The 11,462-nt window shown below is 66.0% G+C and carries 8 protein-coding genes; 4 read left to right on the top strand and 4 right to left on the bottom strand.

The annotated features are described in order from the left end of the window. Window positions 1-26: 26 nt before the first annotated feature. Window positions 27-1,418, bottom strand: coding sequence for a class II 3-deoxy-7-phosphoheptulonate synthase (locus tag ACP4XC_RS07855; protein WP_427174336.1), 1,392 nt, complete (start codon window positions 1,416-1,418; stop codon window positions 27-29). 65 nt (window positions 1,419-1,483) lie between these two features. Next, window positions 1,484-2,257: a lysophospholipid acyltransferase family protein gene (locus ACP4XC_RS07850; protein WP_427174335.1), complete on the bottom strand. Its 774-nt coding sequence runs from the start codon at window positions 2,255-2,257 to the stop codon at window positions 1,484-1,486. A 112-nt stretch (window positions 2,258-2,369) separates the two neighbouring features. Here ACP4XC_RS07850 and ACP4XC_RS07845 point away from each other — a divergent pair, with 112 nt between their 5' ends. From ACP4XC_RS07845 to ACP4XC_RS07835, 3 genes are read left to right on the top strand one after another with little or no spacing between them, the layout of a single operon-like run. Then, a complete protein-coding gene (locus tag ACP4XC_RS07845) occupies window positions 2,370-3,158 on the top strand; it encodes an alpha/beta hydrolase (protein WP_427174333.1) in 789 nt (262 codons plus the stop codon). After that, window positions 3,155-3,988: an alpha/beta hydrolase gene (locus ACP4XC_RS07840; protein WP_427174332.1), complete on the top strand. Its 834-nt coding sequence runs from the start codon at window positions 3,155-3,157 to the stop codon at window positions 3,986-3,988. Before ACP4XC_RS07845 ends, ACP4XC_RS07840 begins: the two co-directional genes overlap by 4 nt. Continuing rightward, a complete protein-coding gene (locus ACP4XC_RS07835) occupies window positions 3,981-4,535 on the top strand; it encodes a hypothetical protein (RefSeq protein WP_427174331.1) in 555 nt (184 codons plus the stop codon). Before ACP4XC_RS07840 ends, ACP4XC_RS07835 begins: the two co-directional genes overlap by 8 nt. Window positions 4,536-4,591: 56 nt before the next feature. Here the strand turns inward: ACP4XC_RS07835 and ACP4XC_RS07830 are convergent, their stop codons facing one another. Beyond that, window positions 4,592-5,686: an ROK family glucokinase gene (locus ACP4XC_RS07830; protein ID WP_427174330.1), complete on the bottom strand. Its 1,095-nt coding sequence runs from the start codon at window positions 5,684-5,686 to the stop codon at window positions 4,592-4,594. A 187-nt stretch (window positions 5,687-5,873) separates the two neighbouring features. Here ACP4XC_RS07830 and ACP4XC_RS07825 point away from each other — a divergent pair, with 187 nt between their 5' ends. Next, window positions 5,874-7,712 (top strand): AMP-dependent synthetase/ligase, encoded by a 1,839-nt coding sequence (locus tag ACP4XC_RS07825; RefSeq protein ID WP_427174329.1) that lies wholly within the window; start codon window positions 5,874-5,876, stop codon window positions 7,710-7,712. 118 nt (window positions 7,713-7,830) lie between these two features. Here ACP4XC_RS07825 and ACP4XC_RS07820 read toward each other — a convergent pair whose 3' ends face one another. After that, the gene (locus ACP4XC_RS07820; RefSeq protein ID WP_427174328.1) at window positions 7,831-11,226 is read right to left on the bottom strand and encodes a pyruvate carboxylase; all 3,396 of its coding nucleotides are present in this window, start codon (window positions 11,224-11,226) and stop codon (window positions 7,831-7,833) included. Between the last annotated feature and the right edge of the window lie 236 nt (window positions 11,227-11,462).

Below are 11,462 nucleotides of genomic sequence, written 5' to 3'. Positions count from 1 at the left end.
CGGCGGCCGTCAACCCGCCGCGGCTGCTACCGCTTGGACAACGCCCCGGCCACGAGGAATGCCATCTCCAGGGACTGCATATGGTTCAGCCGCGGGTCGCAGACCGATTCGTAGCGGTCAAGGAACGCGTCCTGGTCGATGGGGTCCGCGCCGCCAAGGCACTCGGCGACGTCGTCACCGGTCATCTCCACGTGCAGTCCGCCCGGGATGGTTCCGAGGGAGTGGTGTACCTCGAAGAAACCGCGCACCTCGTCGATGACGTCGTCGAAGTTGCGCGTCTTGTAGCCGTTCGGGGAGGTGACCGTGTTCCCGTGCATGGGGTCCGTGACCCACAGCACCTGGGCGCCGGAGGCCGTGACCTTCTCCACGACGGCGGGAAGTTTCTCGCGGATGTTGCCCGCGCCCATGCGGGTGATGAAGGTAAGGCGGCCGGGCTCCCGGTCCGGGTCCAGCTTGTCGATCAGCCGCAGGGCGTCGTCCCCGGATGTCGAGGGGCCCAGCTTGACGCCGATCGGGTTGCGGACACGGGACAGGAAATCCACGTGTGCGTGGTCCAGCTCGCGGGTGCGTTCCCCAATCCACAGGAAGTGCGCGGAGGTGTCGTACGGCAGTCCCGTCCGGGAATCGATCCGGGTCAGGGCGCGCTCGTAGTCGAGCAACAGCGCCTCATGGCTGGCGAAGAACTCCACCCTCTTCAGGGCTTCGAAGTCCGCTCCGCAGGATGCCATGAACTTGATGGCGCGGTCTATGTCCCGTGCCAGCGATTCGTAGCGTGCGTGGGCGGGGTTCTCGGTGAATCCCTTGTTCCAGTGGTGAACCAGGCGCAAGTCGGCGAAGCCGCCCTGGGTGAAGGCACGGATGAGATTCAGGGTGGACGCCGAGGTGTGGTACGCCTTGAGCATCCGGCTGGCATCATGGCCGCGTGAATCCGGGGTGAAGTCGTAGCCGTTCACGATGTCGCCACGGTATGCCGGCAGGGTCACACCGTCCCGGGTTTCGTCATTGGACGAGCGCGGCTTGGCAAATTGCCCAGCCATCCGGCCCATCTTGATCACTGGCATGGCCGCACCGTAGGTCAGCACCACCGCCATCTGGAGGATGGTCTTTACCCGGGCACTGATTTTGTCAGCTGTTGCCGCTTCAAACGTCTCGGCACAATCACCGCCCTGGAGAAGGAAGGCCTTCCCCTGGGCGGCCGCCGCGAGCCGTTCGCGAAGGATGTCCACTTCGCCGGCGAAGACGAGCGGCGGCAGGACGGAAAGTTCCTTGACGGAAGCGTCAAAAACGTCCTTGTTTTGCCAGCTGGGCTGCTGGGAGATGGGAAGGTCCCGCCAGTGGTCCAGTCCCGGATAGTTGGCGGCACCGCTCTGGGCGGTACTGGTCAGCAGGGAGGCAGGTGTTGCAGATAGCTCAGTCACACTACAAGACTAGTTGCCCGATCAGGGTTTCCGGCACCTAGGCCGTCATTCGCATGTATCTGCCGTCACACATTTCCGGGGCCGGAGGCTCCGGCGTCGCCATCCGCTTCATTTGGATCGGCCTTGCCAGGGTCGGCGTCGGGCGGAGCGGCGGCGGTTTTGCCGGCAAGCCTGAGCTTGACGACGGCAGCATATTCGTCAATATACTCCTGGCCGGAAAGCCGCATGAGCTCATACATGATCTCGTCGGTCACCGACCGCTGAATCAGCCGGTCGTCCTCCATGCCGTAATAGCGGCTGAAATCCAGCGGCTCTCCGAAGATCATGCCGATTCGCCGGATGTTGGGCACCCGCTTCCCGATAGGCTGCACCTTGTCGGTTCCGATCATGGCAACCGGGATCACCGGGACACGGGCCTTGAGGGCCAGACGGGCCACGCCTACTTTTCCGCGGTACAGGCGGGCGTCCGGGCTTCGTGTGCCTTCTGGATAAATGCCCAGGAGCGAGCCGCGGCCCAGGACGTCCATGCCGGCGTTCAGCGACGCCGCCGACGCCGCTCCCCCTGACCGGTCCATGGGCAACTGATTCGTCAGCCGGAAGAAGAGCGCGGTCAGCCTGCCCTTGAGGCCGGTGCCGGTGAAGTACTCCGATTTGGCCAGGAAGACCACGGGACGCGGAACCATCAGGGGCATGAAAATGGAGTCGGAGAAGGACAGATGGTTCGAGGCCAGAATGGCGGCGCCCTCGGCGGGAACGTTGTCCAGGCCCTTGACCCAGGGGCGGAACAGGAGCTTCAGCACCGGACCCAGGACAAAGGTCTTCATGAACCAATAAAACACGCGATGGACCTCTCCGGAAGGCGTCTGGCCGGGCCCTCCGTCGGGCCCGGCCCGGACTTCAATGCAACCCTACTCTAGTCAGATTTGCGGGGAAGGGTGACACGATTGGCATATGAGAGAAAGCAGCAACCCGTCCATACCTGCGGCTTTCGGTTACCCCGGCCACGGCCCGAACGCGCGGATTGGCATTGCCATTTGCCACGGCTTCACCGGCAGTCCGCTCAGCGTGCTGCCGTGGGCGCAATTCCTCGCCCAACAGGGTTTCGCCGTGTCCGTTCCACTCCTGCCCGGGCATGGAACGGACTGGCGCCAACTTGAGCGTTCCGGCTGGCAGGACTGGGCGGGGGCGTTCGAGGCGGCCTATCTGGAACTGGCCGCGCATACTGACGACAGCTTCGTGGCCGGGCTGTCCATGGGCGGCGCCGTGGCGCTGCGAACCGCTTCCCGCCACGCGGTGGCCGGCGTGGCGGTGGTGAACCCCGGACTCAGTTTTTACGACCGCCGGGCGCGGATTATCGGGGTGCTCAAGTACTTTCAACGCACCACCATCCCCGCCGAGGAGTCCCACCCCACGGCCACAGCCACCAACGACGGCGATTATTCACGGACACCCCTGGCCGCCGTCCATGAGCTGAAGAAACTGTTCGCAGCGGCCATTCGCGGCCTTCCAAAGGTGGTGGCTCCAGTCCTGGTCTTTAAATCGGACACGGATGAGGTGGTGCCGCCGTCGTCCATCGAGCTGATCAGGAACCGCTTGGGGTCACGGGCGTTGACGGTCATCCCGCTGCCCAACAGCGGACATGTGGCTACCCTCGATGCCGACGCTCCGGCCATCTTCGAACAGTCGGCCCGTTTCTTCGTGGAACAGGCCGCCAAACGCGTATCCTCGGAGACATCATGAGCATCCTCCCTGATCACAGTCCGTTCAGCAGCCCCTTTACCGGCGACGGGCCGTCCGTTGGCGTGGCCGTATCCCACGGCTTCACCGGCAGCCCGCACGGCGTCCGTGCGTGGGCCGAGTCCCTCGCGGAGGATGGTTTTGCCGTGCGGATGCCGCTCCTGCCCGGCCACGGCACCAGCTGGCAGGAACTTGCCCGGACACGGTGGCAGGAGTGGGATTCGGCCTTTGACGCCTCCTACCTGGAGCTCGCGGCCGAGTGTGACTATGTGTTCACGGCCGGGCTGTCCATGGGAGGAGCCCTCGCCCTGCGCGTTGCCGCCTTGCGGCCGGTTGCAGGAACCATAGTGGTCAACCCGGGCCTGGTGATCGACGATCCACGCGCGCCCCTGGCCGGGATACTGAAGCTTGTGCTCAAGAGCACCCCCGCAATCGCCAACGACATCCTGAAACCGGATATGGACGAAGGCGCTTACCCGCGAACGCCCGTGGCTGCCGCCCACGAACTCAACAAGATGTTCAAGGACACCGTGCGGCTGCTGCCCCGCATCACCACGCCAGTTCAGGTGTTCCGTTCCGCGATTGACCATGTGGTGTCCGATACCAGCATGGCGGCCCTTCGCCGGGGTCTGAGGAATGCCCCGCTGCAGGTGACCACCCTCGCCAACAGCTACCATGTGGCTACCATGGACAACGACGCGGGGGAAATCTTTCGCGGATCCGCTGACTTCATCCGAGCGGTAGTCGGCCGGTCAGCCGGCAGCGCTTCCGATGATGCGCGGCACGGACCCGAAAATTCTCCAGCAAGCCAAAAGGACACGGCTGATGACTAGCTCCGATCCGCAGTCCCCGGACCAGGGCGGCGACCCGGACGAGGCGGTCTGGCTCGATCTTGTGTCCCGGCTCGAAGGGACCTCGAGCACAGTTCCTCCGTCCGGGGAGGCCAGCTCACCGCTCCCCCGGCCATTCCGCGATTTTGACCCCCTGGGCATCGCGGGAGCAGCCCCGGCAGAGCCCGCGGCCCCGGGGCGGCAGCCCGCTGTTCCGGCGGAGCCGGGCCGTGATGCCGGCTCGGGCGATGATGATGACGCCGGTCCAGGCGCCGGGACCATCGGCCCGCGGGACTACGACGCCGGGGACGACGGTGAATTCGTTCCCGAAGATCCGCCGAGCCTGGCCGGCACCGACCCCCTGACCATGCTTGCGTGGCTCGGCGCGCTGGGTGGCCCACTAGCACTTCTGTTTTGCGCAATGTTCTGGCGCTCGGCGCCCCTGCTGGCGATCCTGGGCATTGTTGCCGTCTTTGTTGCCGCCGTGATCTACCTGATCATGCAGTTGCCCAATGAAAAGGACGAGCACGACGACGGCGCCCGCGTGTAGCGCCCGTTTCCGCTGCCGGTGACTTCTGCAGGCAGCGCACGGCAGCCCGCGTGGGGTTAGCCGTGCATCCGGCTGCTGACCCGGGACAGGTCCGCCGCCCCGATCAGGCCGGCGTTTGGTCCCAGCGCGGCCAGCGCAATTTCCGCCGCGGGCCTGAACCCGCGCCCGGTGAGGTTCCTGGCGAAGGCCTTCCGGGCCGGCCCCACCAGCAGTTCGCCGGCGTCGCAGAGCCCGCCGCCGATCACGAACTTGCCCGGATCCAGCGCGGCGGCGAGGTTCGCCAGCCCCAGTCCGAGCCACTCGCCCACATCCTCAAGCAGTTCCCTGGACGTGGCATCGCCGGCCTTGGCCAGTTCAGTCACGATCACGCCGGTGATCTTGTCCACTTCACCGTCCACGGCCTTCAGGAGCTCCTGGGCGACGGGCGAATTTGCGGCTGCCAGTTCCCGGGCCTCGCGGCCCAGGGCGTTGCCGGAGGCGTACTGTTCCCAGCAGCCGCGGTTGCCGCATTCGCACCGGTGCCCGCCCGGCATGATGATCTGGTGGCCGAATTCCCCGGCCACGCCAAAGCGGCCCCGCTCCACGCGCCCGTCCATCACCATGGCGCCGCCGATTCCGGTGCCCAGCGTGATGCAGACGAGGCGGTTCTGCCCTTGGCCGGCACCAAAGCGCCATTCCGCCCAGGCCGCCGCGTCGGCGTCGTTGGTCAGCAGGACGGGCCGGCGCAGGAGCCGTTGGAGGTTGTCCCTGAGCGGTTCATTGCGCCAGGCAAGATGCGGGCTGAAAAGAACTGTGCCGCCTTCGAGATCCATCCAGCCGGCCGCGCCAATGCCCACCGACCAGATGCGGTGGCCCTCGCTGAGCTCGTCCACCAGCTCCACAATGACCTGCTCGACGGCGCGGGGGTCATTTCCAGGCGTTGAGCGTTTGGCCTGGCTGAGGATCCGGCCCTCTGCATCCACCACCCCCGCGGCCACCTTGGTGCCCCCGATGTCCACCCCGATGGCCAGCCCCTTGCGGCCGAGCCGGAGGTGGTCCCGGAAAGTCTGGCTGCCAGCGAGGGCATCATGGGCTGCTGCGGGCTTCCTGCTCCGCCAGGGCGCAGTCCGTCGGAAGGGTCTGGGCTGGCTGCCTGGCGATGGTGTGTGCATGGTTCCCCATTCTATTCGTCGGGCCGGAAGCTCCCGCCCAAGGCGCCGCCTAAGCCCTGACACTGGCGTAACCCAGGCCTTAATCGTAAAGTTACTCGCCAGTAGGTTAAACCGCACTCGCCCCCGCAACTCGCGTACTAGTGTTAGACGTACCCCCTGCGGGGCAATGGATATCAAAGGAGCTATCGTGCGCGAATTCAGTGTTCCGCCCCTGGTGATTGTGCCCCCGGAAACGAACATCACCGATCTGGTGCTTCGCCAGGCCGCCAAGTCCTCCAACCCGTCCCTCTTTTCGCGGCGCGATGCCGCGGGCCAGTGGCAGGACATTACAGCCACTGACTTCCTGGCGGACGTCAATGCACTCGCCAAGGGGCTGATCGCCAGCGGAGTGCAGGGCGGGGACCGGGTGGGGATCATGTCCCGCACGAGGTACGAATGGGCGCTCGTTGACTTCGCCGTCTGGTTCGCAGGCGCCATCTCCGTGCCCATTTATGAGACGTCCTCCCCCAGCCAGGTGGCCTGGAACCTCGGCGATTCCGGTGCCGTGGCCGCTTTCGCCGAGTCGCCGCACCACGAGGATGTCATCCGGCAGGCCGCCACCTCCGAGGGTCTCGGTTCCCTCGCCCACGTCTGGCAGCTTGAGGGCGCCGGTCTTGACGAACTGCGTGCGGCCGGGACCAGTGTCAGTGACGACCAGCTCGAAGAGCGGCGGAACAAAGCCTCCCTGACGGATGTGGCCACGATCATTTACACCTCCGGGACCACGGGACGGCCCAAGGGCTGCGAGCTGACGCACGGCAACTTTGTGGAACTCTCCGAGAACGCGCTGGCGACGTCGCTGTCCGGGATTGTCCACGAACATGCCCGCACCATCATGTTCCTGCCCCTGGCCCACGTGTTCGCGCGGTTCATCTCGGTCCTGGCGGTTGCCGGCGGCGTCACGGTGGCCCACACGCCGGACATCAAGCACCTCCTCCCGGACCTCCAGAGCTACCGGCCCACCTTCATCCTCGCCGTCCCGCGCGTGTTCGAGAAGGTCTACAACTCCGCCCTGACGAAGGCCGAGGACGGCGGCAAGGGCGCCATCTTCCACAAGGCGGCGGACACGGCCATCGCCTACTCGCGCGCCAAGCAGTCCGGTTCGGTTGGACTCGGACTCAGGCTGCGGCACGCCCTGTTCGACAGGCTTGTGTATGGCAAGCTCCGGGCCGCAATGGGCGGCCAGGTTGCACACGCCGTCTCCGGAGGGGGGCCGCTGGGCGAACGGCTGGGCCACTTCTTCCAGGGCATCGGCATGCAGATCCTGGAGGGATACGGCCTCACCGAAACTACCGCTCCCATCACGGTCAATACCCCGTCGCTGATCAGGATCGGCACCGTGGGCGCTCCCCTTCCCGGCAACGCGGTGAAGATCGCGGACGACGGCGAGATCCTCGCCAAGGGCGTCTGCGTGATGCGCGGGTACTACAAGCGCCCTGACCTCGCGGCCGAGGCCTTCGTGGACGGGTGGTTGCGGACCGGCGACATCGGCCAACTGGATGAGAACGGCTTCCTCACGATTACCGGACGCAAAAAAGAAATCATCGTTACCGCAGGCGGCAAGAACGTGGTGCCCGCACTCCTGGAGGACCAGATCCGGGCTGACGCGCTGGTGTCCCAGGTGCTGGTGGTGGGTGACAACCGTCCCTTCATCGGGGCCCTGGTGACCCTGGACGAGGAGGCCCTGCCGGGATGGTTGCACCGCCACGGCCTCGCAGCCGTCACCACCATGGCTGAGGCGGCGGAGCATCCCGCGATCAAAGCCGCGGTCCAAGGGCTCATCACCAAGGCCAATCAATCCGTTTCCCAGGCCGAGGCCATCAAGTCGTTCCGCATCGTGCCGTCTGATTTCACTGAAGCCTCGGGTCACCTGACGCCCTCCATGAAGGTCAAGCGCGCCCAGGTCATGAAGGACTTCGAGAACGTGATCGAAGAGATGTATGCGGCGCGGCGCCCTGCCCGCCCGGAGCCCTCCGGCCAGCACTAGCCACGCGGCACGGCACGGCACGGCAGAAAAACAGCAAGGGGAAACACGACAAAGTCCAATCAACAAAAAGGGTCCTTCCGGCTTCGGCCGGAAGGACCCTTCTGCTTTTTACGACTGGCTACTCGACGACGAGCAGCAGGTCTCCGCCCTGCACCTGCTCCACCGCGCCGACCGCGAGCCGGGATACGGTGCCGGCCACCGGCGTCGTGATTGACGCTTCCATCTTCATCGCCTCGATGGTGGCCACGGTGTCACCGGCCTTCACCGCGTCCCCGGACTTGACGGCCAGGGTGACGGCTCCCGCGAACGGCGCGGCAACGTGGCCCTGCTGGGCCGGATCCGCCTTCTCCGCGGCCTTGACGTTGCTGACCACGGACCGGTCTCGGACCACGACGGGCCGGGACTGGCCGTTCAGGGTGCACATCACGGTGCGCATACCCTTCTCGTCCGGTTCGGAAACCGCTTCGAGCGAGGCAATGAGGCGGACGCCCTTTTCCAGCTCGATCTCGTGCTCGGCGCCGCGCTGCAGGCCGAAGAGGTAGTCCCGGGTGTCCAGCACAGACAGGTTGCCGTAGGTCTCCACGCTCTTCTGGTAGTCCTTGGTGGGACCTTCGAACAGCAACCGGTTCAGGGTCTGCTGACGGGTCTTGGAGTCGCCCTTGAGTGCGGCGCTGTCCTCCGTGCTGAGCTCGACGTCCCGGACCTTCACGCTGCGGCCCTGCAGTGCCTTGGTACGGAACGGTTCGGGCCAGCCTCCGGGAGGATCACCGAGTTCGCCTGACAGGAACCCGATCACCGAATCCGGGATGTCGTAGTTCTGCGGGTTCTCGTTGAAGTCCGCCGGATCCGCGTTGAGTCCCACGAGGTGCAGGGCCAGATCGCCCACCACCTTGGAGGAGGGTGTGACCTTCACGAGACGGCCCAGGATGCGGTCCGCCGCTGTGTACATGTCCTCAATGGCTTCGAAGCGTTCGCCGAGGCCGAGGGCCATGGCTTGCTGCCGCAGGTTCGATAGCTGGCCGCCGGGAATCTCATGCTGGTACACGCGTCCGGTGGGGCCCGGCAAGCCGGATTCGAACGGTGCGTAGACCCGGCGCACGGCTTCCCAGTACGGTTCCAGCGAGCTGACCTTCGCCAGGCTCAGTCCGGTATCGCGGGGGGTGTGGGCCAACGCGGCGACCAGCGCGGACGCGGAGGGCTGGCTGGTGGTTCCGGCCAGCGATGCCGACGCCACATCCACGGCGTCCACTCCGGCGTCCACGGCTGCGAGGAGCGTGGCCAGCTGGCCGCCTGCGGTGTCGTGGGTGTGGAGGTGGACCGGAAGGTCGAAACGTTCGCGCAGGGCGCTCACGAGCTTGGCAGCGGCGGCGGGGCGCAGCAGCCCGGCCATGTCCTTGATGGCCAGGATATGCGCGCCGGCGTCAACAATCTTCTGGGCCAGCTCCAGGTAGTAGTCCAGCGTGTAGAGCTTTTCGTCCGGATCGAGCATGTCGCTGGTGTAGCAGAGCGCAACTTCGGCGACGGCGGTGCCGGTTGCCCGGACGGCACGGATGGCCGGTGCCATCTGGTTGACGTCGTTGAGGGCATCGAAGATCCGGAAGATGTCGATGCCGGTGGCCGCCGCCTCGTTGACGAATGCCTCCGTGACCTCTTCGGGGTAGGGCGTGTAGCCCACAGTGTTCCGGCCGCGGAGCAGCATCTGCAGGCAGATGTTCGGCAGCGCCTTGCGCAGCGCCGCCAGCCGGTCCCACGGGTCCTCCCCCAGGAAGCGCAGGGCAACGTCGTAGGTGGCTCCGCCCCAGGCCTCAACCGAGAGCAGTCCGGGCATCAGGGCGCTAACGGCGGGGCCGGCCGCGACCAGGTCCCGGGTGCGAACCCTGGTGGCCAGCAGCGACTGGTGCGCGTCGCGGAAGGTGGTGTCCGTGACGGCAACGGCGTCCTGGGCGCGCAGGGCCTTGGCGAATCCCTCCGGGCCAAGCTCAAGCAGCCGCTGGCGCGAGCCCTTGACAGTTCCTGAGTCGGTGATGAGGGGCAGCTTCGCGGCGGGGTCCGAATGGACTTTAAGGTCCCCGTTGGGCTTGTTCACGGTGACTTCGGCGAGCCAGGTCAGCAGCTTGGTGCCGCGGTCCGCGGAGACGCGGGCCTTCAGCAGCCCGGGCCGCTCGTCGATGAACGAGGTGGCGACGTCACCGGCCACAAAGTCGGGGTCGTCCAGGACGGCCTGCAGGAAGGAGATATTGGTGGACACGCCGCGGATCCGGAATTCGGCGAGGGCGCGCCGGGCCCGGGCGACGGCGGTGGGATAGTCCCGGCCGCGGCAGGTCAGCTTGACCAGCATCGAGTCGAAGTGCGGGCTGATTTCGGCGCCCGAGTAGACGGTGCCGCCGTCGAGCCGGACTCCGGCGCCGCCGGCGGATCGGTAACCGGTGATCTTTCCAATGTCCGGCCGGAAGCCGTTGGCAGGGTCCTCTGTGGTGATGCGGCACTGCAGGGCGGCGCCCTTGAGCTGGACCGTCTCCTGTGAGAGTCCGAGGTCCGCGAGCGTCTCGCCGGAGGCGATCCGGAGCTGGGCCTGGACGAGGTCGACGTCGGTTACTTCCTCGGTGACGGTGTGCTCCACCTGGATGCGTGGGTTCATCTCAATGAAGACGTGCTGGCCTGCCCGCTCGCCAACGGTGTCCACCAGGAATTCCACAGTGCCGGCGTTCACGTAGTTCAATGCCTTGGCGAACTTCACTGCGTCCCGGTACAGCGCCTGGCGGATGCCTTCATCAAGGTTGGGCGCAGGAGCGATCTCGATGACCTTCTGGTGGCGCCGCTGGATGGAGCAGTCGCGCTCGAAGAGGTGCATGACGTTGCCCTCGGCGTCGGCCAGGATCTGGACTTCGATGTGGCGGGGGCGCAACACGGCCTGTTCGAGGAACATGGTGGGATCGCCGAATGCGGCGTCTGCCTCGCGCATGGCCGCCTGGAGGGCTTCGGGCAGGGCGTCACGGGTATCCACCCGGCGCATGCCCCGGCCGCCGCCGCCGGCCACGGCCTTGGCGAAGATGGGGAAACCGATCTCGTCGGCGGCTGCGATCAGCTCGTCGAGGTCTTTCGAGGGCTGGCTGGACCTGAGCACGGGCACACCGGCATTGCGGGCCGCCTCGAGGGCAGCGACCTTATTGCCTGCAAGTTCGAGAACCTCCGCGGGCGGACCCACGAACGTGATGCCCGCCTCGGCCGCCGCCCGTGCGAGCCTCGGGTTTTCGGAGAGGAAGCCGTAGCCGGGGTAGATGGCATCGGCACCGGACTCCTTGGCCACCCGGACCACTTCGTCGACGTCGAGGTAGGCCCGGACAGGGTGGCCCTCCTCGCCAATCAGATACGCCTCATCAGCCTTCTGGCGGTGGATCGAGTTGCGGTCCTCGTTAGGAAACACAGCTACTGTCTTGGCGCCCAGCTCGTAGCCGGCGCGGAATGCGCGAATCGCGATTTCGCCGCGGTTGGCCACCAGAATCTTGGAAAACATGCTTCTCCTGCATCATTGCGGGTGGATCGGTAGGTGGTCACAGTGTCTAAGACGGGCAACTGCAAACACAAATCATTGTGTCTACCATCACAGAATTATCCGTCATGAGCAGTTGATTAGGCAGGCTTGCCCGCCTATGGGCTTTTCCAGCTTAGTGCCGGGTGGGGGCGGGGCACAGCCCCCGTGCGGGATGAAACGGGAATCAACACCGCGCCGACATATGATGAGTGGGGGCT

This window comes from Arthrobacter sp. 92, from assembly GCF_050260325.1.
Classification (GTDB): Bacteria; Actinomycetota; Actinomycetes; order Actinomycetales; family Micrococcaceae; genus Arthrobacter.
The sequence above is the reverse complement of the archived record's forward strand: the minus strand, read 5'-3'. Positions and strand labels throughout refer to the sequence as shown.

What these genes read in the sequence shown, in the direction of transcription:
- ACP4XC_RS07845 (WP_427174333.1), top strand. Translation starts at nt 2,370, where the DNA reads ATGAGAGAAAGCAGCAACCCGTCCATACCTGCGGCTTTCGGTTACCCC.
- ACP4XC_RS07840 (WP_427174332.1), top strand. Translation starts at nt 3,155, where the DNA reads ATGAGCATCCTCCCTGATCACAGTCCGTTCAGCAGCCCCTTTACCGGC.
- ACP4XC_RS07835 (WP_427174331.1), top strand. Translation starts at nt 3,981, where the DNA reads ATGACTAGCTCCGATCCGCAGTCCCCGGACCAGGGCGGCGACCCGGAC.
- ACP4XC_RS07830 (WP_427174330.1), bottom strand. Translation starts at nt 5,686, where the DNA reads ATGCACACACCATCGCCAGGCAGCCAGCCCAGACCCTTCCGACGGACT.
- ACP4XC_RS07820 (WP_427174328.1), bottom strand. Translation starts at nt 11,226, where the DNA reads ATGTTTTCCAAGATTCTGGTGGCCAACCGCGGCGAAATCGCGATTCGC.